The following is a 25,007-nucleotide window of genomic DNA, read 5'->3' as shown; positions in this document are numbered from 1 at the left end:
CACCCCCACACCCCGGGCCCGCGCCCCGACACCCCCACGCCTTCCACCTCCCCCTCTCGTCTCCCGCCCACTGCTTTCGACCTATTGTATTATCGCGCTAACACGACGAGATGGGTGACGCGAAGCGTCGTGAGCCATCCCTGATCTCTGAACCGATGCGCGCCCAGGGGGGCAGGGCAGAGAGGTAGCTCGGCCAGGGTGTGGACTTCGCCCCGGAGTACCGGACGGTCTCCCCAAGTTCCGCCCCGCGCTTCCGATCCCCACCCCACGCCCCGACCGCTCCTTTCCCTCCCCGCTGCGCACACCCCATTGTGTTATCGCGATAACACGTTATATGGATGCCATGCCCCGCGCCCCGGCCCGTCCGGGTGGTGTGGCGCAGGATAAAACAAGGGAGGGCGGTCATGCGCCTCGACAGGGAAACAAGGACGCGGGACTTCAACGCGCTGTGCGAGGCGCTGCTGGCCGCGAAGGATGCAGGCGAGATGGCGCGCTTCCTGACAGACCTCACCACGCCGGGTGAGCGTGACGCGCTGGCCGAGCGCTGGCGGGTGGCGCAATTGCTTGAAGCCGGCAAGTCCTATCGCGAGATCAGTGCCGAGACCGGCGTTTCCACCACCACCGTCACCCGCGTCGCGCGCTTCCTCGCGCAGGAGCCCCACCAGGGCTACCGCCTGATCCTCGACCGCATGAAGGAAAAGACCCGATGAACGCCGGACGCCTCACCCTTGCCGTACAGAAAAGCGGCCGGCTCGCCGAGGGCGGGTTTGACCTGCTCAAACAGTCGGGCGTGAAACTCGCCTATGCGCGCGACGCGCTCATGCGCCGGGCGGAGAATGTGCCGCTCGACCTGATGCTGATCCGCGATGATGATATTCCCAGCTTCGTCGCATCGGGCTCGTGCGGGTGCGGCATTGTCGGCGAGAACGTGCTGGCCGAGGCCGCTGCCCGTTCACCCCGCGTGGCGGGCCTGGAGATCGTCCAGCGGCTGGGCTTTGCCAAATGCACGCTCAAACTCGCCGCGCCTCTGGAGGGTCCGGTGCAGTCGGTGGCGGACCTTGAGGGCCGCGCCATCGCCACTTCCTATCCCGCGCTGACGGCGAAATTCCTGGCAGAGCGCGGCATCACAGCCGAGATCGTGGAGATGGGCGGCTCGGTCGAGGTCGCGCCGCGCATGAAGATTGCTGATGCGATCTGTGACCTGGTTTCCACCGGTGCGACGCTGGAGGCCAATGGCCTCGCCGCCTTCGAGACGGTGCTGGAAAGCGAGGCCGTGCTGATCGCCAACCGCGAAGCGCTCAATGGCGGGGGCGCGACGCTGGAATTGCTGGTGGAGCGCTTCAAGGGCGTCATCGCCTCGCGCCAGACCAAATACATCCTCCTGAACGCCCCGAAGGACCGGCTGGACGAGATCCGCGCCGTGCTGCCCGGCGCCGATGCGCCAACCGTCGCGCCCGTGGTCGGCCGCGATGATGTGGTCGCCATCCATGCGGTCTGCACCGAGGAGGTGTTCTGGTCGACGCTCGAACAGATCAAGGCCGCAGGCGGGCGCTCCATCCTCGTCCTGCCGATCGAAAAGATGATGGCGTGATGGCTTTGCTGACCCGATATGTGTGGGCGGAGCTGTCTGCCGATGAACGCGCGGCCCTGATGGCCCGGCCCAGCGACAGCTCGGATGCGTTTGAAGTGGCCGCAAAGATTTTGGCCGAAGTGCGCGCCGAGGGCGAAACCGCCGTGCGCCGCTATGCGCAGGAGCTCGATCGTTATGCGCCGGCCGATTTCCGCGTGCCGGTGAGCGAATTGAAGGCCGCGGCGGACGCGCTGGACCCGGAGGACGCAAAAGCCATCCTCACCGCCGCTGACGCCGTGCGCCGCTATCACGACTGCCAAGGATATAAATCCTATAGCCTTGAAACATGGTCCGGCGGGGTGGCGCAGCGCCGCGTCACGCCGCTGGACGTGGCGGGGCTCTACGTGCCTGCGGGCACCGCGCCTCTGGTCTCAACGCTGGTCATGCTGGCCATCCCGGCGCAAATCGCTGGCGTCGGGCGCATCGCTGTCCTCACCCCGCCCATGAAAGGCGCTGGCCCCGACCGCACCATTCTGGGCGCGGCGGGCCTGCTTGGCCTTGATGAGGTGTATGCGCTTGGCGGGGCGCACGGCGTGGCCGCGCTCGGGTTTGGCGTTGCGCGCCTGCCCCGCGCCGACCGTATTTTCGGTCCCGGCAATGCCTATGTCGCGGCGGCCAAGGCGCTGCTTGCCCAGACGCCGGGCGGCGCGGCGGCCGACCTTCCCGCCGGACCGTCCGAGGTCATCATCATCGCGGACGATTCCGCCGATCCCGATTTTGTCGCCCTTGATCTTCTCGCCCAGGCTGAACATGACAGGCTGGCGCAGGTCGTCCTCATCGCGTTTTCCGAGCGGTTCATCGGCCTGGTGGAACGCGCTCTCAAAGCCCGCCTTGATGGTCTTCCGCGGCGTGACATTGCGCTCTCGGCGCTTTCCGCGTCCAAGGCATTCCTCGTAAGGGATGAAGCGGAAGCGGTGGCGGCGGCGAATGCCTATGCGGGCGAGCACCTCATCATCCAGACAGCCGATCCGGAAGCGATCTGCGGTGAGATCCGCCACGCCGGGTCCATATTCATCGGTCCATGGACGCCGGAGGCCGCTGGCGACTACGCCGCCGGGCCGAACCACGCCCTGCCGACCGCCGGGGCGGCCAGAGCCTATGGCGGGGTCAGCGTCGAGATGTTCCAGAAGACGACCAGCATTTTGCGTTTCGATGGCCACGGTGCGGCCGCCATCGCGCCTACTGTCGAGCGGCTCGCGGCCCTCGAAGGGCTCGATGCGCACCGGCTCGCCATGGCCGCGAGGCGGATCAAGGCGGAAGAGGAAGGGCTGTGACATGAGCGCCATTATGGACCTGTCGAAGGGCCCGGGGACAAGATTGGATCTATCCCGCAAAACCCTCCTCGCCCGGCTGGGGGATATTCTGGGCTGCGACCCTGCCGCGCTCGTCCTCGCTCCGAACGCCGCTGCGGCGCAGCAAGCGCTCACAGCAATGGATATATCCGTCGATACCAGCCGTCTGGCAGAGGGCCTCGCGGCGCTGGAAAGCCCGTCGAAAGAAGGCGTTACGCTCTACCGGCTGGGCCGCGAGATCAGCGATTATGTGGTGATAGATGCGCGCGTTCCGGCGCTGGCGGCGAGACTCACCCCGGAATCGGGCCTGCCATACCCCGTTTTCGGCCCTGAAATGCTGTCCCGCCTCTCGCCGGCCGCGATTGCATCGGCGAAAGCTGAATGGGATCAACATGTTTCGCTAATGTACGCCTGTGCTGCGCGAATGGGTGAATTGACCGGCGCGAAGGTGGATAGAGAGGGGGATAGGCTCACCCTGTCCGGCCTTGACCGGGGCGCGCTTGCCGCACGCCTCGCCGCTCTGGGGCTGAAGCTGGAAGAGACGCAAGGCGGCTTCACCGCCTGGGTACTGTCGCTCGCCGATGCGAAGGCCGTGGCGGCGTACCTGGGCGGTCTCAAGGCCCCGCGCACCGCCTCCATCCGCCGCACGACGAAGGAAACCGACATCGCGCTTTTCATCGATCTCGATGGTGAGGGCGGGCGTTTTGAAACCGGCGTCCACTTCTTCGATCACATGCTCGAACAGGTCTCGCGCCATGGCGGCTTCCGCCTCGATGTGGTGTGCGAGGGCGATATCGAGGTCGACACCCACCACACGATCGAGGATGTGTGCCTGGCGCTCGGCGAAGCGATCCGCGTCGCGCTCGGCGACAAGGCCGGCATTGCCCGCTTCGGCTTTGCCCTGCCTATGGACGAGACGCGCGCCGGTGTCTGGATCGACCTTTCGGGGCGGCCCTTCCTGCGCTTTGACGGCGAAATCCCCGGCGAGCGGGTGGGGGATTACCCGGTGGATATGTGCGCGCACGCTTTCCGCTCGATTTCCGAAACCTTGAAAGCGGCCATCCATGTCGAGGTGAGCGGGGATAATCCCCACCACATGATCGAGGCCTGCTACAAGGCGTTTGGCCGCGCGCTGCGCCAGGCCATCGCGGTTGAAGGCGCCGCTATCCCCTCCACCAAGGGGGTATTGTGATGGGTGGCACCGCTTTTCTATCCCGCGTTTCACCGGCGCAAGCCGGTGCCCAGATTTTTGGCTGGATCCCGGCGTTCGCCGGGAAAACGCAAAGGAAAGACTTTCAAACCTCGTCATTCCGGAAACGCCGTCAGGCGTTATCCGGAACCCAGCTATCTTTTTGTAAAGACTGGGTTCCGGGTCTCCCCCGGATCAAGGCCGGGCTCGCCCGGAATGACGAGGGTGGGGCGGGTGGAATAATGCAATGACCCTCGCCCTCATCGATACCTCCACCGCGAATATCGCCTCGGTGCGCTACGCCTTGAACCGGCTGGGCGTGGAGCCTGTCCTCGCCGCGACACCGGGAGAGGCGGCAGGCGCGAAGAAACTTATCCTGCCAGGTGTCGGCGCGGCTGGCCCCGCAATGCGTGCGCTGGAGCGCTCCGGCTGGGCCGATGCGCTGCGCAATGACACGCGTCCGCTGCTGGGCGTGTGCCTGGGTATGCAGCTTCTGTTCGGAGAAAGTGATGAGGATAGCGGCACAGGCAATCCCGTTTCCCTGCTGGGGCTTATCCCTGGCCGGGTGGAGCGCCTGGCCCCGTCCGATGCGGGGCCCTGGCCGCATATGGGCTGGAATACCCTCTCTTTTTCGCCCGGTTCAGACCCGCTTCTCACCGGGATAGAGGAGGGGGACCATGTCTATTTTGTCCACGGCTTCTACGTGCCCGAAGGCGCATCGACCCTCGCCACGACCAGCTACGGGGCGCGGATAAGCGCGATGGTGCGCCATGGACATATTGCCGGCTGCCAGTTCCATCCTGAACGCTCCGGCGCTGTTGGTGCGCGCATATTGTCCAATTTTATCAAGGGATAAGACGTGAAACTTTATCCAGCCATAGATGTCCTCGAGGGGCGGGTAGTACGCCTGGCAAAGGGGGATTTCGCCGCCGTCACCGACTATGGCGGTGACCCTGCCGCCGTGGCTCGCAGCTATCTCGAAGCGGGGGCAGAATGGCTGCATCTGGTTGATCTCTCCGGCGCGCGCGACGGCAGGAGGCGCCAGCTATCCCTCGTCGAAAGCGTCGCCGCGACCGGCATCAAGGTGCAGACCGGCGGCGGGGTCCGCACGGGGCAAGACATTGAATCGCTTTTGGCTTCCGGCGCATCGCGCGTGGTGATCGGCTCGCTGGCCGTCACTGATCCGGGAAAAGTTTCGGGCTGGCTTGTCCGCTATGGGGCTGAGGCCATTGCCGCCGCTTTTGATGTGCGCATGAAGGGGGATATCCCGGTGCCGGTCGTCAAGGGCTGGACCGAGGAAGCGGGGATAACATTGGGGGAACTTCTTCAGGCCTATCAGCGCCACGGGCTGCGCCATGCCCTGGCCACCGACACAGGCCGTGACGGCATGCTGGAGGGTATAAACATCGCGCTCTATCAAAACCTTGTCACCGCCCGGCCCGAGATTGCCTGGCAGGCCTCCGGCGGGGTGGCAAGCCTTGAGGATATCCGGCAGGCGAAAGCCCTGAAAATGGGCGGAGTGATTATCGGCCGGGCGCTCTTTGAGGGCCGCTTCACCTTGGAAGAGGCGCTGGCATGTTAGCACGGCGCATCATTCCCTGCCTCGATGTGCGCGACGGCAAGGTGGTCAAGGGCGTGCGCTTTAAAGACCACGAAATCGTCGGCGATATCGTAGAGCTGGCAAGGCTTTACGCCGGGCAGGGTGCCGACGAGCTCGTCTTCTATGACATCTCCGCCAGCCCTGAAGGGCGCGAGGTGGAGCCCGCCTGGGTGGGCCGCGTCGCGCAGGTGATCGACATTCCTTTTTGCGTTGCCGGGGGCATACGCTCGGTAGCCGCCGCCCGTGCGCGCCTGCATGCGGGAGCCGACAAGATATCCATCAACACGCCTGCGCTGGAAAACCCTAGTCTGATCAACGCGCTGGCCGACGAATTTGGCTCCCAGTGTGTGGTTGTCGGCATGGATAGCCGCAAAATTGGGGGGATATGGCGCCTGCACCAATATACGGGCGACCCGGACCGGACGCTGACCAGCGAGCGTGATACGCTGTCATGGATAAAAGAGGTGACAGAGCGCGGCGCAGGCGAGATCGTGCTCAACTGCATGGATCAGGACGGCGTGCGCCAAGGCTATGATATTGAACAGCTAATGGCCGCCAGAGAGGTGTGCCCGGTGCCCCTTATCGCGTCGGGCGGGGCGGGCGCCATGGAACATTTCGCCGATGTGTTCAAAAAGGCCAATGTTGACGGGGCGTTAGCTGCCAGCGTCTTCCACAAGGGCGTTATTGCCATCCCCGATCTGAAAAACTATCTCGCACAATCCGGTATCGAGGTGCGCCCGTGAACGATGATCTCTCCCCGCTTTCCGCGGACGCCATCGACTTTGAAAAAGCGGGCGGGCTGGTGCCTGCCATCGTCCAGCATGAGCGCACCGGCGAGGTGCTGATGCTGGGCTATATGAATGCTGAGGCGCTGGAGGCGACGCAGGAGAAAAAGCTCGTAACCTTCTGGAGCCGTTCAAAAAACCGGCTCTGGACCAAAGGCGAAACCTCCGGCGATGTGCTGCGCCTTGTCTCGATCGCGGCGGACTGCGACCGTGACGCGCTGCTGGTGCAGGCCCTGCCGGAAGGTCCGACCTGTCATCTGGGCACGCGCTCCTGTTTCGGAGACTATCCCGGCCCGGCGCTGGCTTTCATCGGCGAGCTGTCCGCCATCGTGGACAAAAGGGGGGAGAGTTCACCGGAGGAAAGCTACACTGCCCGGCTATTGGCCAGGGGAATCAACAAGATAGCGCAAAAAGTGGGCGAAGAGGGCGTCGAGACGGCGCTGGCGGGCGTTTCGGAGGATAACTCCGCCCTCACCGGCGAGGCGGCGGATCTGATTTTCCACCTCATTGTCCTCCTGAAAGCGCGCGGACTATCCCTCGGCGATGTGGCGCAGGAACTCAAGCGCCGCCACGAGAAACCGTGATGGCGCCTGGACTTGCCGCACCCCGGCTATTGCGCCGTGCGGTACGGGTTGCGGAATGTATCCCCGAAGAAGACCGCATTTGTCAGCACCCGTGCAGAGCCGCGGAAATAGGCCCGGTAATAGGGATTGTCGGCAAACAGGATCACCGAGCCGCGTCCGCGCCGCTCCGCGTAAACTGCGCCAAGTCCTTGTAACACCTCGATATTTGTCTGCGACGCATAGCCCGACAGCAGGCCGCTTTCCGCATAACGCACTGGAATCGCAAAGGGGTTGTCGCCCAGGGCAAAGGCCTGCGTGCTCTCGCGCTGCACCGGCAGACGGTTCGAGGTCAGCCCGTAGAGAAGCGGATGGGACAGATCCACATCCGTGCCGAAGATAGCGCCGGAAATACGCTCCTCGGTATCCCAGCGTGACAGGGTGGCATAGGCCAGCGGATTGGTCTCCGCGCTCTCCCCGCCCGTGGATGCATAGCTAGCGCTGGTGAGCTCGTTGCGGATAGCGAAGCTGGCGCCGCCCTGGATACCGATCAGCACACCGCCTGCGCGCGTCCATTCGCCCAGCCGCGTGGCGTCGGATTCCCCGAGCCCGCCATAGCTGCCATTGGGCAGAATGATGTGCGTGTAACGCGACAGGTCGGCGCGGGCGAACTCGCTGATATCAATCATGGAAACGGGCATGTTCAGCGCATGATCGAACAGATGCCAGATCTCGCCGGCTGCGCCCATATCCTGCCCGCGGCCGGTAAGCAGCAATATCTCCGGACGGCGTACATGGCTCAGCCCAAATCCGCCAAGGTCCGAGCCTCGCCGCGTGGCGCCGCTGGTTGCTGCGATCACGCGCACGCCGTCTCCAGCTGCCCTCTGGACAAGAGCGTGGACCGTGTCGGCATCCACGTCCTGCTGGCGCACCGGAATGACGACCGAACCGCGCGGGACAGACACCTCGCCATCCGCCGTGGTTACGCTGATGGCATCGGGCACCATGCGGGCGCGCACCCCGGCTTCCAGGAAGCGGTAGAGCGCGCGCGGCGCATAAAAGTTATTCCAGTCAATGAGATAGGCGTAATCGGTGCGGGCAGGGGCCGGCACGGCCCGCTCAACTGCCGTCACCCGCTCACCGGTCAGGTTCGGCGCAAAGAGTCCGGGCCGTACGGCAGCAAAATCAAGGCCATAGGCCAGAGGCTGCGTCCATCCGGAGACATCGTAGAACTCCGTCATGCCCTCTACGATTCGGGTTTCAAACAGGGCCTCGACCACGCGGAACTCGCGCTGACGCACGGGGACTACATAGCTGTTTGCAGGGTCGAAATCTGTACTGTTCAGACGGGTACGCTGGCTCAGGCGATAAACCTCGATGCCATGAACATCCAGCATCTCGAGGAAATCATTGAGCCTTCCGCTATCGGCTGAGCTGAAAACATAGGCCAGGTTAGGCGCCGCATTCGCCAGCCGCACACCCTCCCGGTAGAAGTCGCGCTGGAAGGACAGAAGCTGCTCGCGATTGGCTAGCCCGGCCCGGATCAGGGCAAGGCCCACACGCGCCTGCTGACCGATCTTGTCGTCGTAACGCAATGTTCCAAATTCGGTTTCCTGGACAAGGCCGCGTACCGAGCTCTGCTCGAACAGATAGGGGATCGAGCCGACCAGTCCGGGATAGCTGGAGCCGTAACCGAGATAGAAATCGTCAAACAGCTCCTCGCTGACATAGAGCGCGCCTTCTCCATCCAGCTGCTCGTTCAGAAAACTGTTCATGCGCTGGTTGAGAGCAAGCCCGTCCGTCGACAGTAGAGGGTGCAGGCCATCGGGCGGCCCCGGAGAAAAGAAATAGGTGGAATTGGTACCCATCTCGTGAAAGTCGGCGGCTATATTGGGCATCCATTCACGCGTCGCCTGCACCAGCGCCACAGCCTCGGGCTGGGTGACGGGCAGCCATTGGCGGTTCAGGTCAAACCAGTAATGGTTGGTCCGCCCCCAGGGCCATTCATGATAGTGCTCGCGGTGCTGCGGGTCGGCTACCGGCACGCGCGCCCGGTGCATGTTGGTCCAGCTGGCAAAGCGCTCGGTACCGTCCGGGTTGATCGGGCCGATCAGATGAATGACCGAACGGTCAAGCATATCAATTACTTCTGCGCCCTGACCTGCGGCGAGGAAATACAGAAGCGGCATGATCGCGTCATAGCTGGACGGCTCGGAGCCATGCACGCCGTGGGTGAACTGGATCACGACCGGGTGGTCTGCCGCGATGGTGCTCGTATTGCCGGCAGCAGAAATGGCCTGCTGCGCTTCGCGGATATCCTCCAGCCGGGCATGGTTCTCCGGCGAGGTGACCGTTACGCGCATGATTCTGCGGCCAAAATGGGAACGGCCCACGCTGTCTACCGTTACCCGGTCGGAGGCCGCGGCCACCGCCTGCATGTACGACGCGATCATGTCGGGTGTGTAGATGATCTCGCCGGTGGCAAACCCGGTCACGTCTTCGGGCAGGGGAATCGCAGGATCATACTCGACATTCTGGCCGATCAGCTCAGTTAACGGCTTGGGCTCATAGGCCTCGGCCACCGAAAGCCCTACACAACCCGCCAGTACACCCGTCAGCACCAACCGGCAAAACATCATGGTATCAACCCCCGCAAGAAACGGCGTAACCCTAGGCTGGCAAGGCCTTGCGTCAAGCGCGATGCGCGCCTGTCTGGCTGCTCCGGCGGTGCTGGCGGCGTGGCCGGCCATGGCGACTGCGCAGCCTGCCCCCGGCACGCCCGACGAGGTGATCGTGGTCAGCGCCACACGCACGGCACAGGCGCGTGACAGGTCGGCTGTTCCGGTAGCCGTGCTGGATTCCGGAACCATCCGCACCGTAGGCGCCCAGCACATTGCCGAGCTGCTGAACCGGGCGCCCGGTGTGTACGTCCATCGCGGTAATGGCGCAGAGCATCTGACTGCCATCCGCTCCCCTGTCCTGAGCGCCGGCGCCGGCGCGGGATCATTCCTGTATCTGGAAGACGGGATTTCCCTTCGCGCACCGGCCTTTGCCAATATCAATGGCCTGTTCGAGGCAGTCGACGAACTGGCCTCACGCGTTGAGATCATTCGCGGGCCGGGCGGCGCGGTATACGGCTCCAACGCCCTGCATGGACTGGTCAATGTCATCACGCCGGACCCCTCCATCGCGGCCCGGCGTGCCGAGCTGGAGCTCGGCAGCTATGGCCGCGCACGCCTGACGGCAGAAGTCAGCGGCCAGACACGCCTCGGCGACGGCTATATCGGCCTTTCCGTGCGTTCAGAGGATGGCTGGCGCGATGATGCCTCGCTCTTCCGTGCGGGCATTCAGACGCGTCTGGACTGGGGACAGGGCGCGACCCGCTGGAGCCTGCGCGCCAGCGCGATCCATCTGGAGCAGGAGACGGCGACCTTCGTGAACGGATTTGAGGCCTATCGCGATGAAGTGCTCTCGCGCCGCAATTCAAATCCGGAAGCCTTTCGCGATGCGCGCGCTTTCCGGGTGAGCGTTCACGCCGATCACCGGATCTCGGAGCGGTGGAGCTTTTCCGGCGCGGCGTATGGGCGCAGCAACGACATGGAATTCCGCCTCCACTTCCTGCCCTCGCGTGCCCTGGAATTTACCGGGCATGACAGCGTTGGCGTTCAGTCTGCCGTCACGCGCACTACCTCGCATGGCAGCCTGACTGTCGGCGCGGATGGTGAATGGACGCGCGGCTATCTGATCGAGGATCAGACGCTCCCCGGCTTCGGCGCGTTTCCGCAAGGCATTCATTACGATTACGAGGTGGACGCACTCACCGGCGCTGTGTTCGCGCATGGCCGTCACGCGCTTACAGACACGCTTGAGCTGGAAGGCGGGGCGCGTCTGGAAACCACCCGCTTCGACTACACGAACAATACCGCGAATGGAGCCATCGGCCGCTTTCTGCGCTTGCCGGACCGGTCTGACAGCTTCACGACATTTGCGCCCCATGCCGGGCTGGTATGGCGGTTTGCCGATGGCTGGCGAGCGTTTGCCCGCGCTGCGCGCGGCGTGCGCGCCCCGCAGACTGACGAGCTCTACCGGTTGCAGCCCGGACAGGAGATTGACGGCATCGAGCCAGAAGTGCTCGACAGTCTCGAAGCCGGGGTGCGCCTGTCGCGCCCGAACGGGCTTACCCTTGAGGCAACCGCTTTCACCATGGTCAAGCGCAATGTTTTCTTCCGTGATGCTGATGGCATCAATGTCACGGACGGACGCACCACGCATGAAGGGCTGGAGCTGGAAGGCGTCTGGCCGGTAACAGGCGCGCTGACAATTTCCGGCGCGCTGACCTGGGGCATCCACCGCTATGATTTTGACAGGCCGGTGGGGCAGGCGTCGGAGGCGATTGCGCGCGGTAACCGTGTCGATACCGCGCCGGAATGGCTGTGGAATGTCCGTGCCAGCTGGCGGCCCGCAGATGCGCTGCGCCTGGAAGCCGAATGGGTGCATGTGGGCGAGTATTTTGCCGATGCGGCCAATGATGCGGTCTATGCCGGGCATGATCTTCTGAACTTGCGCGGCGCGCTGCAGGTGCGTGACGGGGTTGAGCTTTTCGCCTCGCTGCGCAACGCCGCCAACACGCGCTATGCCGAAAGGGCGGATTTCGCCTTTGGCGGATACCGCTATTTTCCCGGCGAACCGCGTACGGTTTCGCTCGGCGTGCGGCTGGGGGGATAGCCGCCAGATGGCCGCATGCGCTAGCCTTTGGCGCTATGCCGGTCAGGGGAAAGGAAACGCCATGAGACACGCATTGATAACGGCTCTACTGGTGACGGCTCTGCCTGCCGCCGCGGTCTCACAGGACTATTTCCCGCCCGCCGGCTCCGAAAGCTGGGAGCGTGCGGCGCCCGCCGAGGCCGGGTTTGACGCTGAGGGCTTGCAGGCTGCGGTCGATTTCGCGATCGCTAGTGAAACGCGCAACGAGGCCCCGCTGGGCGATGTGGTCAGCGCGCGCGAACTGACCATCATGGTGCCGCTGCAATGGGCCGCCGAACCCTATTCCGATCCGCTGGGGCCACTGGCCGACCGCGGAGAACCCTCCGGCCTCATTATCCGTGGCGGGCGTATTGTGGCCGAGTGGGGCGAGCCGGAACGCGTCGACATGACATTCTCCGTCACCAAGACGTTCCTCTCCCATGTGGTCGGTATCGCTATTGATGACGGACTGATCGGCGATGTTCACATGCCGGTGTCGTCACAGGTCAGTGATGAGCGGTTTCATACCCACCACAACGCCCCGGTCACCTGGGACCAGATGCTGCGTCAGACCAGTGGCTGGTGGGGCGAGCTCTGGGGCAAGCCGGCCTGGGCCGACCGGCCGGGTGATAACGCCTTTGACGATCTGGTGGCCGGGCCGCCTGAACCCGGCAGTGCGTATCAATATAACGATGTGCGTGTGAACGCGCTGGCGCTTGCCGCCACCCATGTTTTCCGCCGCGAACTGCCCGATGTGCTGCGCGAGCGGATCATGGATCCGGTAGGCGCATCAGACGGCTGGGTCTGGCATGGCTATCACAACAGCTATGCTGACATTGACGGTGAGCGCCTGCTGTCGGTTTCTGGCGGCGGGCATTGGGGCGGCGGCATGTTCATTGACGCCTTCGACATGGCCCGCCTTGGCCTGCTGGATCTCAATCGCGGGGTTTGGGACGGCGAACGTCTGCTCAGCGAGGCATTCTACGCCGCAGCACTGACACCCGGTGAACACAATCCCGGCTATGGCTATATGAACTTTTTCCTCAATGCGCCCGGCACCCGCTTTCATTCGGGAACCATTCCGGCCAATGCCTATTTCCATCTGGGAGCCGGGACCAATGTGATCTTCATCAGTCCGGATCATGATCTCGTCGCGGTCGTCCGCTGGATAGACGGCGCGGCCATGCCGGAATTCTTCGAGCGCCTGATCGCCGCCATCGAGTCCTAGCCGGTGCCTTCCCGCCCTTGCAGGGGCGGGGGAGTATGGCTAGCAGTGACACGAAAAATTTTTCTGAAAGGAAACCCCATGCCCCGTCAGACTGGTGCCCGGCACCTTGCCGATGCCCTGCTTGCCAATGGTGCCGATCTGGCTTTCGGCGTGCCGGGGGAAAGCTATCTGGCGCTGCTGGATGCGATCTATGAAAAGGGCAAGGATTTCCGCTTCATCACCTGCCGCCAGGAAGCGGGTGCTGCCAACATGGCCGAGGCCCATGGCAAGCTGACCGGGCGTCCCGGCATCTGCATGGTCACGCGCGGTCCCGGTGCGACACAGGCCAGCGTGGGCGTGCACACGGCCTTTCAGGATTCCACGCCGATGATCCTGCTGATCGGGCAGGTCGCGCGTGACATGAAAGACCGCGAGGCCTTTCAGGAGATCGACTACACCCATTTCTTCCGCGACCAGTGCAAATGGGTCGCCGAGATCAGTGATCCTGCCCGCGTGCCCGAATACATGGCACGCGCCTTTGCCACGGCCATGAATGGCCGGCCCGGTCCGGTGGTGCTGGCCCTGCCCGAAGACATGCTGACAGAAGTGGCCGACGCGCCCGCCATCCGCCGTGTGGAAATCGCCCACGCCGCCCCGGCGCCCGGTGATATCGCGAAGCTGGAGAGTCTGCTGGTAAAAGCCAAGCGGCCCTTCGTGGTCTATGGCGGCACGAAGTGGAGTGGCGAGACGGTTGAGAAGGCGCGCCGCTTTGCCGAAAACAACGATCTGCCGGTGGCCTGCTCCTTCCGGTCGAAAGACCATTACAACAATATGGGCCCGAACTATGCCGGTGATCTCGGCGTCGGTCCCAATCCGAAGCTGGTGGAGCGGGTAAAGGCTGCAGACCTTCTGATCGTTTTCGGCCCGCGTCTCGGCGAGATGACGACCTCAGGCTACTCCATCCTGAAACCGCCCGTGCTGGAGGGGCAGACGCTTGTCCATATCCATCCCGGCGCGCAGGAGCTGGGCCGTGTCTACCAGCCTGATCTGGCGATCAACGCCACGGTGGCGGCCGCTGCGGACGCGCTGGCCCACATCAAGGTGGATTCGTCGGCCTGGGCGGGGGAGGCGGCCGCCGCGCACGAGGAGTTTCTGGCGTTCTCGTCGGTGGTGGAGGTGAAGCGCGGCTTCAACCTGTCAAAAATGTTCTGCTGGTTGTCGGACAATCTGCCCGAGAACGCCATCATCACGAACGGGGCTGGCAATTACGCGGCCTGGCTGCACCGCTTCTACCGCCACCGCCATTGCCGCACGCAGCTGGGGCCGACCTCCGGCGCGATGGGCTATGGTGTACCGGCCGGCATTGCCGCCAAGATCGCCCAGCCGGATGCGCTTGTCGTGTCAGTGAATGGCGATGGCTGTTTCCTGATGTGCGGGCAGGAGCTGGCGACCGCGGCGCAATATGGCGCCAACGTCGTCTTCATCGTCGCTGACAATGGCGCCTATGGCACGATCCGCATGCACCAGGAGCGCGAATATCCCGGCCGGGTCTCTGGAACCGAGCTGAAAAATCCGGACTTTGCCGCCTATGCCAGAAGCTTCGGCTGCGAAGGCATCCGTGTAGAGTCGTTTGACGATTTTCCCGCCGCGTTCGAGCAGGCGAAGAATTGCGGCAAGCCAGCGCTGCTGCACCTGATCTGCGACGTGGAAGAGATCGCGCCGGGCCGGACGATTTCGGGGCTGAGGGGGACGTAGGGCGGCGTAAGCTCGCTTTCCGCCTCCACTGTCGTCGTTCCCGCGCAGGCGGGAACCCAGAGCCACTTCGCAACTGACAGAGCTTTATGATCGTCTGGATTCCCGCCCGCGCGGGAATGACGAGGAAAAGGCGGCTGCGAGCTACTCCCGCTTCTTGCCGTCCAGCTCACGCGCGGCCTTGTCCGTTTCCGCCTTGCGCTTTTGTGTCTCAGCTTTCGTCTGGCCAAAGGCGGCGCGATTGGCGGCAGCGTGCCTGTCTGCCGCCTCTTTCGCCTTGCGCTTGCGCGCGGTACGCAGATTGACGATTTCGGCCACTAGCGCGGGCCAATCATCTGTTCGGGGCGCACCACCTCGTCAAATTCCTCCGAGGTGACAAAGCCGAGCTTGATCGCTTCCTCGCGCAGCGTGGTGCCGTTCTTGTGTGCGGTCTTGGCGACGGTGGTGGCATTGTCATAGCCGATCTTCGGGGCCAGCGCCGTTACCAGCATGAGCGAGCGCTCCATGATGTCGGCAATGCGTGCCTCATTGGCCTCGATTCCGTTCACGCAATTTTCCGTGAAGCTGATGGCCGCGTCGGCCAGCAGGCGCGTGGAGGTCAGCACGTTGTAGATCATCACCGGCTTGAACACGTTGAGCTGGAAATGGCCCTGGCTGCCGGCAAATGTCACGGCGGCGTTATTGCCCATGACCTGCGTGCAGACCATCGTCATCGCCTCGCACTGTGTTGGGTTCACCTTGCCCGGCATGATGGACGAACCCGGCTCGTTTTCCGGCAGGGCGAGCTCGCCAATGCCGCAGCGCGGGCCGGAGCCCAGCAGGCGGATATCGTTGGCGATCTTGAAAAGCGACACGGCCAGCGAATTGAGCGCGCCATGGGCCTCCACCAGCGCGTCCTTGGTGGAGAGCGCCTCGAACTTGTTGGGCGCGGTTATGAAGGGCAGGCCGGTGAGGTTTGCCACCTCCTCGGCAAACTTCACATCAAAGCCGGGCTTGGCGTTGAGGCCCGTGCCGACCGCCGTGCCGCCCTGAGCGAGCTCATAAAGGGCGGGCAGGGCCGCTTCTACGCGGCGAATGCCATTGTCGACCATGGCGACATAGGCGGAAAACTCCTGACCCAGCGTCAGCGGGGTTGCGTCCATCAGATGGGTGCGGCCGATCTTGATGATGTCCTTGAAGGCCTCAGACTTGGCTTTCAGCGCGTCGCGCAGCGTCTTCAGGGCAGGCACCAGCGTGCCGTGAAACTCGCGCGCAGCGGCAATATGGGTGGCCGTCGGGAAGGTGTCGTTGGAGGACTGGGAACGGTTCACATGGTCGTTCGGGTGCACCGGGTCTTTTGATCCCATCTCGCCGCCCAGCATCTCGATGGCGCGGTTGGAGATCACCTCATTGGCATTCATGTTGGACTGCGTGCCCGAACCGGTCTGCCAGACCACGAGCGGGAAGTGATCATCGAGCTTGCCCTCTGCCACCTCGAGTGCGGCGGCGGCAATTGCATCGCCGAGTTTCGCGTCCATATTGCCCAGCGCCATATTGGCCTTGGCGGCGCAGTGCTTGACGACGCCCAGCGCGTGCACCAGCGGGACGGGCATGGTCTGTCCGCCAATCTTGAAATTGATCAGCGAGCGGGCCGTCTGCGCGCCATAATACTTGTCGGCAGGAACCTGAAGCGGGCCAAAGGAGTCGGTCTCGGTGCGCATGGCAGACATGGTGTTCCTCAGCGGGTCTGATTTGTCCGCCCGGCTTGCCACAGGGCCAAAGCGCGCGGACACTGGTGAATATGACGAATCGGGTGTGTAGCATCGGGCGATGACGGATCAAGCCGCTGACCGCTATGTGCTGCAGGATGAGGGCCTCGAATGGTCCGGGAGGGGTAAGGTGCAGGTAGCCACACCAACAGGATCGCTTCACTTGCGCGTCGATGCGCTGACCTCGCAATCGCGCCGCTTCAAGACGCTGATCGGGGAGTTTTTCCGCACCGAGTTCAAGCGGGTACGCCCGAAATGGGGACCCTATGAGGTTACCATCATCATCGAGCGCACCGAAAACTCGCCCGTCCACGATGTCGACAATGTCGCCAAGGCGGTGCTGGATGCCCTGACGGGCGTCGTCTTCCATGACGACAGCCAGGTGGAACGCCTCCATGTCGAGAAGGTGATAGGCGAGCGCGCAAGGGTGCGCGTGCGTGCTGTTCCGCTGGTGCCCCAAGCCGCCTGATGTCGCCCAGCTGAGGGGAGGACCGGTCATGGCCCCCACCGATGCCCCGCCGGATACGCCCCGGCTTCCGCCTGTTCTGTGCTTTGCCATGGACGGGCGCGGTGCGGCCGAGCCGGCAAGGCTTGAAATGGCCGCCGAGGATGCCGGGTTGCCGGTCCGGCCGGAAACCAAGGGCAAGGCGCGTCCGCCGTTTGTCTGGGTGCATCTTCACCGGGGCGATCCGCAAACCCGTCCATGGCTGGAAAATGAGAGCGGGCTGGATCCGGTACTCGTTACGGCCTTGCTGGCTGAGGACACCCGTCCGCGGTGTACAGTGCATGGCGACGGGGCCATCATAATATTACGCGGCGTGAACCTCATGGAAGGCGCGCAGCTGGAAGACATGGTGTCGGTGCGGCTCTGGGTGGAGCGTTCACGAGTCATCGGGGTCTGGGTCCGGCCCTTGCGGGCGGTCGGGGACCTGGTCGGGGCGATTGAACGGGGGCTCGCGCCCGTCAGCCCGGGCGAGCTGGTCGCCAAGCTGGCGCAGAGACTGGCTGACCGGATGGAACCGACGGTTGCCGAACTGCACGACAATATCGACGATTTCGAGGATGCCTTGCTGGACGGTGAGGAGGTCGGGCGCGGCGCATTGGCCGATCTGCGGCGGCGCGCGATCCGCTTGCGCCGGCATATCGGGCCCCAGCGTGATGCGCTGACGACTTTGGGGATCGAGGATTTGAGCTGGCTCAACGAGCAGGACCGCTCGCGTATCCGCGAAGCGGCTGACAAGACCACGCGCATTCTCGAAGAGCTTGAGGTCGTGCGTGAACGGGCCGGAGTGGTCCAGGACCAGATCATGGAAGCCCGGGCGGAAAAGATGAACCGCTACACCCTGTTGCTATCAGTCGTGGCAGCCATCTTCCTGCCTCTCGGGCTGCTTACCGGGCTGCTCGGGATCAATGTGGGCGGAATACCCGGAGAGGCCAATCCCTGGGCTTTCGCCATTGTAACAGGCCTGCTGTTCGTGATCGCCGGATTTCAGGTGGCGCTGTTCCGCGCAATGAAGCTGTTCTGACGGCCCGTTGAGCGCCGTTGGCCCGGTCAGTCCTTCTTGCGGAAGGCGTCCAGGCTGACGACAGTGCCCTCTTCGCCGTCTCCGCCGCCACCGCTGGCAACAGCGCCGGGCACGGCTCCGTTTGCAGCGTCGGGTGCCTCATAGTCGAAATGCAGGTGGAAACCGACAGCCGGATCATGGAAGCGGGTGACCGCGCGATAGGGCACCTTGAGGTATTTCGGAACGCCGCCGAATTTCAGTGTCACTTCGAAGAAGTCGGCCTCGGCGGCAAGATCCCAGAACTGGTGCTCGAGGACGACGGTCATTTCGTCCGGATAGGCTTCCGCCAGGCTCGGATCGATATCGCATCCCGGATCGGAGGTCTTGAACGAAATGTAGAAATGATGGGCGCCGGGCAGACCCTCCGGGCTCGCCGCTCGGGTAAGCGCCTGACGGATCACGCCGCGCAAAGCATCCTGCGCCAGCCGGTCATACCGCATCAGGTCCTTGCTCACCGCGTCTCCCCCTGCCTAGAGCTTTCATGTCCGAGCCTAGCCGACGCGTTCCTTGCGTCAATCGGTCAGCACTGCTGCGCCACTCTTCAATAGCCGTGCGGTCCTTGCTGGGCTAGTTATCCGGATATGGAAAATCCCATGCCAGCCCAGCGTGACACCGATATGACGGACGGCTTTCGGCCAGCGCGGGTGACACCGCTCCTCAGGCCAACGAATCTGCTGAAAACCGGTCTGATGATGCGGGAGAACCCGCTTTCCATCCTTCCGGCGCTGCTTTTTGAGAAGACGATCCTGACGGGGCCGTATCTCGGGCGGTCGGTGCATCATCTGTCCGGACCCGCCGAAATGAAGTCCGTCCTCCACGACAATTTCAATGACTGGCGCAAATCCCCGCTGATACAGCGCATGCTGAAACCGGTGCTGGGCGATGCGATCCTCACCGCGCACGGGGAAAGCTGGCGGCGCCAGCGCATGACGTTGCAGCCGGCCTTCCTCAAGCGCCGTCTCGATCCGTTCGCCCCCATCATGGCTGAGGCCGCCGCGATGGCGGTGGAGCGGCTGAAGCATCCGCAAAAACCCGAAATCATGAGTGTCATGAGCGACGCGACCTTCGCCGTTATCGAGCGTGTGCTTTTTTCCGACGTGGAAGGGTTCGACAGGGGCGAGGTAAGGCTGGCTATCGAGGTGTTGCTGGAGGAAATCGGGCGCATGCGCCTGTCTGATCTGGCGCCGGTACCCGAATGGATGCCGCGCCCGATGACCGCGCGCGCCGCGAAGGCACGAAAGGTTTTCCGCACGGCGGTAGAGGGGCAGATTGCCCGGCGGCGGGCGGCGTCCGACCCCGGCAACGACCTTCTGGGGCTGCTCCTGACTGTTCGGGACGAGGAAACGGGCAAGGGCCTGTCTGACACGGATATCCGCGACAGCGTGATGACGTTTGTGGCAGCGGGTCATGAAACCACCGGCATCGCCCTGACCTGGGCGCTCTACCTGCTGGCCAACCAGCCAGAGGCACAGGTGCGCCTGCGCGAGGAGGCGAAAGCCGTGCTGGGCGGCGGGCCCGCAACCGCAGAGCATGTGGGGCAGCTCTACTTCACCCGGCAGGTGCTGGAGGAGGCGATGCGGCTTTATCCGCCCGCGCCGATGGTGGCGCGCCGTGCCGTCCGGGCGACGGAGATTTGCGGGCGTCCGGTCCGCAAGGGAGATGTGGCCCTTCTCGCCTTCTATTGCCTGCACCGCCACACAACGCTGTGGGACGAGCCCGACCGCTTTGACCCTGACCGTTGGCTGCGCGACCGGCGGCCAACAGACCGCTACCAGTTCCTCGCCTTCGGGGGTGGGCCGCGCGCCTGTATCGGCATGGGGTTTGCCATGATGGAGGCTGCCATCATGCTGGCGACGCTGGTGCGCGAGCTGGACATCTCGCCACGTCCCGATGCGCCGCCGGTCGAGCTGGCCATGCAGGTCACTTTGCGTCCCGCTGGCGGACTTCATTTGAATGTCAAACCGGCCTGATAATCCGGGTGCAACAGTCCCGGAGATTTAAGGCCGCGCGGCTTTCGTGGCGCGGGTGATGGCGTTAACGTCACAAACAGGTCGCAGATCAGGGGATGGCGGTATTGGAACGGCTGACCGAGCTTGAACATGAACCGGCACGCGCGCTCGCTGCCGAATACATGCAAGAGGCGGATATCCTGCTGGGCCGCCTGCCGCGAAGCGTGGCCAGACATTACCGCCGCGAGGTCGAGCTGCGGGTGATTGACGCCCTGAATGGCGGCCGCAATGCGAGCGCCGAAACGGTTGCGCGCGCGCTCGATCTTGTCGGTCCGCCCGGACATTACCTTCCGTCGGAGATAGCCGCCCAGGCCGCGCGCCTGGCGGCGCGATCGCTCAATCCTCGGCGGGTGGTGGAGGCTCTGCGCTACGGAGCCATGTCCGGGCCGGGTACGGCAGCAGCGGTCAGCGTGCTGGGTCTGCTCTATGCTGCGGCCGTTTTTGCGGTAATTGCCGGTATCGCCCGGCTGATCTCGCCCGACGCAGCAGGTATCTACCAGCTGGCCAACGGCGCCTATGTGCTGGGGCTGGGCGGTAACTACGCTGATGCGCGTGACGTGCTGGGCATCTTGTTCGTGCCGCTCAGCTGGGCCGTGGGGGCGGGCCTCTACACGGCGCTGACGCAGCTCTTGCCGGTGCTGATCGGGCAGCGATCCCGCAAACGATAACAAGGTGTTCAAGGTCGGATGAAGTGGGGGGCTTCTGTTGCCAGGCGCCCCCCGAACCCCGCCTGCGGCTTGCTAGAGCCGAGGACTTAAGATGCGAAATGATCGCGCTGCTTACGCAGCGAGACGCACTTCTTCAGCAAAGTTGTCGTTGGCAACTTTAACAATGGGCTGATAACGGAGCCCATGCGGGCGAAAGCAACGTCTTTACCCATCCGTCGATCCTGATCGGCCCCATGCTCACCGCCCAACGCAGCGGAAGAAGATTGGTGGAGCCGCCGGGAATCGCACCCGGGTCCGGTCTGGTTATTACACGCACGTTTATCGCCATAGACCGCCGAAGCGGACACCTTGAATATAGAGCGTTCGGGCGTGGTATGAAAGGGCATGACCCGTCTGACGCGCCTGATTTGTCTGCTGGCGGCTTTCATTCCGGGACTGGCCGCATGCACGCGGCCCGAACCGGTTGCCGCTCCAGATGCCGCTGACTGCCACCTGATAGCTGTCAGTTCCAATGGCTGGCACGCCAATTACTACCTTTCTTCGGAGGCGTTTGCGGAGGACGGACCCCTTCGCGCGGCCTTCCCCGGTGCGCGCTGGTTCGCCATCGGCTGGGGCGACGCGTCGGCCTATGTGACCGGCGTGAACCCGCTTAACAGTATCGCTGCCATTGGCTGGCCGACGCCGTCTGTCATGCATGTTGCTGCCCTGCAGCGCGACCCCAGAGATGCCTATTTGAGCGAGTATCGCGACGTGGCGCTTTCCGGTGAGAGCCTGGCCATTCTGGCAAGTGCGCTCGAGAGCGAACTGGCGCTGGACGGGCAGGGCTATCCGTTACGGGTAGCGGACGGGCTGGACCTGCGCGGGGGCGCCTTCCTGGCTGGCCGCTCGTCCTATCACGCCTTCCAGACCTGCAATGTCTGGACGGCGGCGCGCCTGCGCGAGGCGGGTCTGGACGTAGGCTGGGCAGGCGGGCATCTCCTGCCCTCCAGCCTCCTGAACCGGCTGGAGCGGACAGCGCCATCACGCTGCCCGCCCTCCGGGGAGGAAGCCCGCTAGCCGAGCGGGCCAGTCATCAGAAAGGCATTCAGCTTGTTGCCGTCCGGGTCCCGGAAATAGGCAGCGTAGAAATTATCCCCGCGCGGGCCGGGCTTGCCCTCGCACGTGCCGCCATGGGCAAGCGCAATATCGTAGAGCCGGTGAACCTGCTCTTTGTCCTTCGCTTCCAGCGCCACCATCACGCCATTGCCGACTGTAGCGGAATTGCCATCATAGGGCTTCGTTGCGGCGATGCCGGCCTGACCACCAGGCTTGCCCCAGGCCACGAATGTGTCGAACTCCATCATGCGCGGCGTGTCGAGTTCCTTGGCGAGGGCATCGTAGAAGGCACACGCCTTTTGGAGGTCATTCGTGCCGAGCGTTACATATCCGATCATTGAAATATTCCCTGTTTGTTCCGGTTCGGGCAAGTTGGCACCGGTGCGAGGGCAGGGCAAGCGGGATTTGATGTCCGGAGCATTAAATCCTGTTCATAAGTGCTGCTGATGGGGTTGTGCGGCGGCAAGCGGTGCGGTCGAATCGGATCACAGTGCAACATGCACCAAATCCGGAGCGCTCTATGGCCCTTGCCGAACATCATCCCGCGCAGACGAACCGCCACGGCATCGAGGCGGCATATCTCGATTTGTTGCGCGATGTGATGGCCAATGGCACGCCGTCAGACGACCGCACCGGGGTCGGTACGCGCACCGTGTTTGGCCGTCAGATACGCTGTGATCTCGCCGATGGTTTTCCGCTGCTGACGACCAAGAAAGTGCATTTCCGCTCCATCGCCATCGAGCTCCTCTGGTTCATCAAGGGGATGACCAATGTGAAATGGCTGCAGGAGCGCGGTGTCACGATCTGGGATGAGTGGGCAGATGAGAACGGCGAGCTTGGCCCCGTCTATGGCAAGCAATGGCGCCGCTGGACCGCCCCTGACGGGCGCGAGATCGACCAGCTGGCTGACCTTGTGGAGCAGATAAAGGCCAATCCGGCTTCACGCCGGCTTGTGCTCTCTGCGTGGAACCCGGCCGATGTGCCCTCCATGGCGCTGCCGCCCTGCCATACCCTGTTCCAGTTCCATGTCGCCAACGGGCGGCTCTCCCTGCAGCTGTATCAGCGCAGCGCGGACCTGTTCCTCGGCGTGCCGTTCAATATCGCGAGCTATGCCCTGTTGCTGGCTATGATGGCGCAGGCGACGGGGCTGAAGCCCGGCGAGTTCGTCCACACATTTGGCGATGCGCACATCTATTCAAACCATGTCGAGCAGGTGCAGCGCCAGCTGGCCCGCGACGCGCGCCCGCTGCCCACGCTAAGGCTCAACCCCGATGTCACCGATCTCTTCGCGTTTGAGTACGAAGATATCGAGATCGTCGGCTATGACCCGCATCCGGGCATTTCCGCGCCGGTGGCGGTGTGACCATCCCGCTTACAATCGTCGTCGCGGTCGCGAAGAACGGCGTCATCGGGCAGGGCAATGACCTGCCATGGCGCATCCCGTCAGACTTGAAGAACTTCAAGGCCACCACGCTTGGAAAGCCGGTCATCATGGGCCGCAAGACTTGGGACAGCCTGCCGCGCAAGCCTTTGCCCGGCCGGGCCAATTTCGTTGTCTCACGCAGCGTCACGGCACTGGAAGGCGCGCAAGTTTTCGCCAATGCGGGCGATGCGGTGGCGGCTGCGCGGAAGGTCGCGGCGAAGGACGGCGCGCAGGAAGTATGCCTGATTGGCGGTGCGGCGCTCTATGCAGCGCTCCTGCCGGAGACAGGGCGCATCTGCCTTACCGAAGTAGACCTCGAACCCGAGGGCGATGTGCACTTCCCCATGCTTAATCCGCTTGAATGGCGCGAGGTCAGCGCCGAGCATTTTGACCCCGCGCCCGGTGACGATGCAGGATTAGTGGTGCGGGTTCTGGAGCGGGTGTGACGCATCGCCCACTGCGCTGCGTGCCGGTTTTCCTTGAACCGGCGGGCTGATCCGTCCACATATCATCGCAACACGAGACGAATTCCATTCCGTTACGAGGAAATACATGCCCTGGAACGATAATGCAGGCGGCGGCGGGGGGCCTTGGGGCTCTGGCGGCGGCGGACGGCGCGGCAACAATAACAACCAGAATCCGTGGGGGCAGGGCCCCGGCGGCGGACGGCGCGGCTCTGGCAATGGCCAGGGTGGCGGCGAGCCCGATCTGGAACAGTTCATTGCCGGCCTGCAGGCCCGCATCCGGCGCATGTTCGGCGGCTCTGGCGATGGCAAGGGCTCTGGCGGTCCCGGCCTTGGCCTGATCGCAGCCGGTATCTTCTTTGTCTGGCTCGCCTGGCCCGGTTCGGCCTGGTATGTCGTCGGCCCGCAGCAGGCGGGCGTTGTCCTGCGCTTTGGCGAATATGTCCGCACGACGGGCGCAGGCCTGCAGTTCAAGCTGCCCGTACCGTTCGAGACGGTGCTTCTGCCGGAAGTGACGACCACCAATGAGGTCGCTGTCGGAGCGACGCCGCAGGAAGCCCTGATGCTGACGCGCGACGAGAATATCGTCGAGATCGACTTCGTTGTTCAGTGGCGCGTCGACCTGACCTATCCCGAGGGCGTGCGTGACTTCCTGTTCAATATCCGCGATCCGCAAGGTACGGTGAAGGCGGTTGCCGAAAGCGCGATGCGCGAAGTGGTCGGCACGACAGAGCTTCAGCCCATCATCACACAAGGCCGTACCGAAGTGGCCCGGCGCACCCGTCAGATCATCCAGGATACGCTTGGCAGCTATAATTCGGGCATACAGGTGCTGGAGGTCCAGCTGCGTGAAGCATCTGCACCGGCCAGCGTGATCGACGCCTTCCGGGATGTCGATGCCGCCCGCCAGGACGCCGAGCGTGCGGCGCTGCAGGCAACGGCCCATGCCAACCAGGTCGTACCGGAAGCCCGCGGTACAGCGGTGCGTCTCCAGGAAGAGGCTCGCGGCTATCGTGAAAGCGTGATCGCGGAAGCTGAAGGCCAGGCCTCACGCTTCAACCAGATCTACACCGAGTACCGTGTGGCTCCGGATGTTACCCGCCGCCGCATCTTCCTTGAAACCATGGAGCAGGTGCTGGGCCGGTCCGAGCTGATCATTCTCGACCAGCAGAGTGGAGGAGGCGCAGTGCCCTATCTTCCTCTCGACCAGCTGGGCCGTGACCGCAGTCCGGCCCGCACCCAGTCCGGTTCATCCTCCAGCACGGGAGGCCGCTGAT

24 protein-coding genes and 1 other RNA gene are annotated in these 25,007 nt (G+C 63.8%); 19 read left to right on the top strand and 6 right to left on the bottom strand.

What is annotated here, in order from left to right; genetic code table 11:
• Positions 1-404: 404 nt before the first annotated feature.
• The 8 genes from IEV75_RS09085 (at position 405) to hisIE (ending at position 7,080) form a co-directional block, all read left to right on the top strand.
• Positions 405-710 carry a YerC/YecD family TrpR-related protein gene (locus tag IEV75_RS09085; protein WP_188452246.1) on the top strand — a complete coding sequence of 102 codons (306 nt, stop codon included), beginning with the start codon at positions 405-407 and terminating at the stop codon, positions 708-710.
• On the top strand, positions 707-1,591 hold the full coding sequence (gene hisG, locus IEV75_RS09080) for an ATP phosphoribosyltransferase (RefSeq protein ID WP_188452245.1): 885 nt from the start codon (positions 707-709) through the stop codon (positions 1,589-1,591). The genes IEV75_RS09085 and hisG overlap by 4 nt, the downstream gene beginning before the upstream one ends.
• Positions 1,591-2,904: a histidinol dehydrogenase gene (hisD, locus tag IEV75_RS09075; RefSeq protein WP_233351815.1), complete on the top strand. Its 1,314-nt coding sequence runs from the start codon at positions 1,591-1,593 to the stop codon at positions 2,902-2,904. The genes hisG and hisD overlap by 1 nt, the downstream gene beginning before the upstream one ends.
• Before the next feature lie 43 nt (positions 2,905-2,947).
• Positions 2,948-4,114: an imidazoleglycerol-phosphate dehydratase HisB gene (hisB, locus tag IEV75_RS09070; protein WP_233351814.1), complete on the top strand. Its 1,167-nt coding sequence runs from the start codon at positions 2,948-2,950 to the stop codon at positions 4,112-4,114.
• Positions 4,115-4,358: 244 nt separating this feature from the next.
• The gene (gene hisH / locus IEV75_RS09065) at positions 4,359-4,967 is read left to right on the top strand and encodes an imidazole glycerol phosphate synthase subunit HisH (RefSeq protein ID WP_188452244.1); all 609 of its coding nucleotides are present in this window, start codon (positions 4,359-4,361) and stop codon (positions 4,965-4,967) included.
• Positions 4,968-4,970: 3 nt separating this feature from the next.
• Complete coding sequence (locus tag IEV75_RS09060; RefSeq protein ID WP_188452243.1) at positions 4,971-5,693, top strand: 1-(5-phosphoribosyl)-5-[(5-phosphoribosylamino)methylideneamino]imidazole-4-carboxamide isomerase; 723 nt, start codon at positions 4,971-4,973, stop codon at positions 5,691-5,693.
• Complete coding sequence (gene hisF, locus IEV75_RS09055) at positions 5,687-6,454, top strand: imidazole glycerol phosphate synthase subunit HisF (RefSeq protein ID WP_188452242.1); 768 nt, start codon at positions 5,687-5,689, stop codon at positions 6,452-6,454. The genes IEV75_RS09060 and hisF overlap by 7 nt, the downstream gene beginning before the upstream one ends.
• On the top strand, positions 6,451-7,080 hold the full coding sequence (hisIE, locus tag IEV75_RS09050; protein WP_188452241.1) for a bifunctional phosphoribosyl-AMP cyclohydrolase/phosphoribosyl-ATP diphosphatase HisIE: 630 nt from the start codon (positions 6,451-6,453) through the stop codon (positions 7,078-7,080). The genes hisF and hisIE overlap by 4 nt, the downstream gene beginning before the upstream one ends.
• A gap of 26 nt (positions 7,081-7,106) precedes the next feature.
• Here the strand turns inward: hisIE and IEV75_RS09045 are convergent, their stop codons facing one another.
• Entirely contained in the window at positions 7,107-9,695 is a 2,589-nt protein-coding gene (locus IEV75_RS09045; RefSeq protein WP_233351813.1) for a M14 family zinc carboxypeptidase, read from the bottom strand.
• Between the two features lie 61 nt (positions 9,696-9,756).
• Here IEV75_RS09045 and IEV75_RS09040 point away from each other — a divergent pair, with 61 nt between their 5' ends.
• The 3 genes from IEV75_RS09040 (at position 9,757) to IEV75_RS09030 (ending at position 14,761) form a co-directional block, all read left to right on the top strand.
• On the top strand, positions 9,757-11,781 hold the full coding sequence (locus IEV75_RS09040) for a TonB-dependent receptor (RefSeq protein ID WP_188452240.1): 2,025 nt from the start codon (positions 9,757-9,759) through the stop codon (positions 11,779-11,781).
• A gap of 61 nt (positions 11,782-11,842) precedes the next feature.
• Positions 11,843-13,027 (top strand): serine hydrolase domain-containing protein, encoded by a 1,185-nt coding sequence (locus IEV75_RS09035; protein WP_188452239.1) that lies wholly within the window; start codon positions 11,843-11,845, stop codon positions 13,025-13,027.
• A 78-nt stretch (positions 13,028-13,105) separates the two neighbouring features.
• Positions 13,106-14,761 (top strand): thiamine pyrophosphate-binding protein, encoded by a 1,656-nt coding sequence (locus IEV75_RS09030; protein ID WP_188452238.1) that lies wholly within the window; start codon positions 13,106-13,108, stop codon positions 14,759-14,761.
• A 141-nt stretch (positions 14,762-14,902) separates the two neighbouring features.
• Here IEV75_RS09030 and IEV75_RS09025 read toward each other — a convergent pair whose 3' ends face one another.
• Both IEV75_RS09025 and fumC read right to left on the bottom strand, forming a co-directional pair.
• A complete protein-coding gene (locus IEV75_RS09025) occupies positions 14,903-15,076 on the bottom strand; it encodes a DUF4169 family protein (RefSeq protein WP_188452237.1) in 174 nt (57 codons plus the stop codon).
• On the bottom strand, positions 15,076-16,467 hold the full coding sequence (gene fumC / locus IEV75_RS09020) for a class II fumarate hydratase (protein ID WP_188452236.1): 1,392 nt from the start codon (positions 16,465-16,467) through the stop codon (positions 15,076-15,078). The genes IEV75_RS09025 and fumC overlap by 1 nt, the downstream gene beginning before the upstream one ends.
• Positions 16,468-16,567: 100 nt before the next feature.
• Between fumC and IEV75_RS09015 the strand changes: the two genes are divergently transcribed.
• Together IEV75_RS09015 and IEV75_RS09010 are read left to right on the top strand one after the other, a co-directional pair.
• A complete protein-coding gene (locus tag IEV75_RS09015; RefSeq protein WP_188452235.1) occupies positions 16,568-16,975 on the top strand; it encodes a RusA family crossover junction endodeoxyribonuclease in 408 nt (135 codons plus the stop codon).
• Between the two features lie 28 nt (positions 16,976-17,003).
• Positions 17,004-18,032, top strand: coding sequence for a zinc transporter ZntB (locus tag IEV75_RS09010; protein ID WP_217979433.1), 1,029 nt, complete (start codon positions 17,004-17,006; stop codon positions 18,030-18,032).
• 26 nt (positions 18,033-18,058) lie between these two features.
• On the opposite strand, the gene IEV75_RS09005 is transcribed toward IEV75_RS09010, so the two are convergent.
• Positions 18,059-18,511, bottom strand: a complete 453-nt coding sequence (locus IEV75_RS09005) for an SspB family protein (protein WP_188452295.1) — start codon at positions 18,509-18,511, stop codon at positions 18,059-18,061.
• A gap of 153 nt (positions 18,512-18,664) precedes the next feature.
• On the opposite strand from IEV75_RS09005, the gene IEV75_RS09000 reads away from it, so the two are divergent.
• Both IEV75_RS09000 and IEV75_RS08995 read left to right on the top strand, forming a co-directional pair.
• Entirely contained in the window at positions 18,665-20,041 is a 1,377-nt protein-coding gene (locus IEV75_RS09000; RefSeq protein ID WP_188452234.1) for a cytochrome P450, read from the top strand.
• A gap of 95 nt (positions 20,042-20,136) precedes the next feature.
• Positions 20,137-20,748 (top strand): hypothetical protein, encoded by a 612-nt coding sequence (locus tag IEV75_RS08995; RefSeq protein WP_188452233.1) that lies wholly within the window; start codon positions 20,137-20,139, stop codon positions 20,746-20,748.
• Positions 20,749-20,770: 22 nt separating this feature from the next.
• Here the strand turns inward: IEV75_RS08995 and ssrA are convergent.
• Positions 20,771-21,132, bottom strand: a transfer-messenger RNA (tmRNA) gene (gene ssrA / locus IEV75_RS08990).
• On the opposite strand from ssrA, the gene IEV75_RS08985 reads away from it, so the two are divergent.
• Complete coding sequence (locus tag IEV75_RS08985) at positions 21,133-21,804, top strand: DUF2459 domain-containing protein (RefSeq protein ID WP_188452232.1); 672 nt, start codon at positions 21,133-21,135, stop codon at positions 21,802-21,804.
• Here the strand turns inward: IEV75_RS08985 and IEV75_RS08980 are convergent.
• Complete coding sequence (locus tag IEV75_RS08980) at positions 21,801-22,181, bottom strand: VOC family protein (RefSeq protein WP_188452231.1); 381 nt, start codon at positions 22,179-22,181, stop codon at positions 21,801-21,803. The two genes, IEV75_RS08985 and IEV75_RS08980, sit on opposite strands and share 4 nt — an antisense overlap.
• A gap of 182 nt (positions 22,182-22,363) precedes the next feature.
• On the opposite strand from IEV75_RS08980, the gene IEV75_RS08975 reads away from it, so the two are divergent.
• The 3 genes from IEV75_RS08975 (at position 22,364) to hflK (ending at position 25,006) form a co-directional block, all read left to right on the top strand.
• On the top strand, positions 22,364-23,206 hold the full coding sequence (locus IEV75_RS08975; protein WP_188452230.1) for a thymidylate synthase: 843 nt from the start codon (positions 22,364-22,366) through the stop codon (positions 23,204-23,206).
• Entirely contained in the window at positions 23,203-23,712 is a 510-nt protein-coding gene (locus IEV75_RS08970) for a dihydrofolate reductase (protein ID WP_188452229.1), read from the top strand. The genes IEV75_RS08975 and IEV75_RS08970 overlap by 4 nt, the downstream gene beginning before the upstream one ends.
• Positions 23,713-23,818: 106 nt before the next feature.
• The gene (gene hflK / locus IEV75_RS08965) at positions 23,819-25,006 is read left to right on the top strand and encodes an FtsH protease activity modulator HflK (protein WP_188452228.1); all 1,188 of its coding nucleotides are present in this window, start codon (positions 23,819-23,821) and stop codon (positions 25,004-25,006) included.
• Position 25,007: the final 1 nt, after the last annotated feature.

This window comes from Glycocaulis albus (assembly GCF_014639075.1).
In the GTDB taxonomy this organism is placed as follows: Bacteria; Pseudomonadota; Alphaproteobacteria; order Caulobacterales; family Maricaulaceae; genus Glycocaulis; species Glycocaulis albus.
Note: the sequence above shows the minus strand (reverse complement) of the source record. Positions and strands in the feature narration are given on the sequence as shown.

Bases quoted from the DNA above. Each gene is read 5' to 3' on its own strand.
- IEV75_RS09030 (WP_188452238.1), top strand. From the start codon at position 13,106: ATGCCCCGTCAGACTGGTGCCCGGCACCTTGCCGATGCCCTGCTTGCC.
- IEV75_RS09005 (WP_188452295.1), bottom strand. From the start codon at position 18,511: ATGCGGTATGACCGGCTGGCGCAGGATGCTTTGCGCGGCGTGATCCGT.
- fumC (WP_188452236.1), bottom strand. From the start codon at position 16,467: ATGTCTGCCATGCGCACCGAGACCGACTCCTTTGGCCCGCTTCAGGTT.
- hisF (WP_188452242.1), top strand. From the start codon at position 5,687: ATGTTAGCACGGCGCATCATTCCCTGCCTCGATGTGCGCGACGGCAAG.
- IEV75_RS09085 (WP_188452246.1), top strand. From the start codon at position 405: ATGCGCCTCGACAGGGAAACAAGGACGCGGGACTTCAACGCGCTGTGC.
- hisH (WP_188452244.1), top strand. From the start codon at position 4,359: ATGACCCTCGCCCTCATCGATACCTCCACCGCGAATATCGCCTCGGTG.
- IEV75_RS08985 (WP_188452232.1), top strand. From the start codon at position 21,133: ATGACCCGTCTGACGCGCCTGATTTGTCTGCTGGCGGCTTTCATTCCG.
- IEV75_RS09045 (WP_233351813.1), bottom strand. From the start codon at position 9,695: ATGATGTTTTGCCGGTTGGTGCTGACGGGTGTACTGGCGGGTTGTGTA.
- hflK (WP_188452228.1), top strand. From the start codon at position 23,819: ATGCCCTGGAACGATAATGCAGGCGGCGGCGGGGGGCCTTGGGGCTCT.
- IEV75_RS08980 (WP_188452231.1), bottom strand. From the start codon at position 22,181: ATGATCGGATATGTAACGCTCGGCACGAATGACCTCCAAAAGGCGTGT.
- IEV75_RS09015 (WP_188452235.1), top strand. From the start codon at position 16,568: ATGACGGATCAAGCCGCTGACCGCTATGTGCTGCAGGATGAGGGCCTC.
- hisG (WP_188452245.1), top strand. From the start codon at position 707: ATGAACGCCGGACGCCTCACCCTTGCCGTACAGAAAAGCGGCCGGCTC.
- IEV75_RS09000 (WP_188452234.1), top strand. From the start codon at position 18,665: ATGCCAGCCCAGCGTGACACCGATATGACGGACGGCTTTCGGCCAGCG.
- IEV75_RS08975 (WP_188452230.1), top strand. From the start codon at position 22,364: ATGGCCCTTGCCGAACATCATCCCGCGCAGACGAACCGCCACGGCATC.
- hisD (WP_233351815.1), top strand. From the start codon at position 1,591: ATGGCTTTGCTGACCCGATATGTGTGGGCGGAGCTGTCTGCCGATGAA.
- IEV75_RS09010 (WP_217979433.1), top strand. From the start codon at position 17,004: ATGGCCCCCACCGATGCCCCGCCGGATACGCCCCGGCTTCCGCCTGTT.
- IEV75_RS09040 (WP_188452240.1), top strand. From the start codon at position 9,757: ATGCGCGCCTGTCTGGCTGCTCCGGCGGTGCTGGCGGCGTGGCCGGCC.
- IEV75_RS09035 (WP_188452239.1), top strand. From the start codon at position 11,843: ATGAGACACGCATTGATAACGGCTCTACTGGTGACGGCTCTGCCTGCC.
- IEV75_RS08995 (WP_188452233.1), top strand. From the start codon at position 20,137: ATGGCGGTATTGGAACGGCTGACCGAGCTTGAACATGAACCGGCACGC.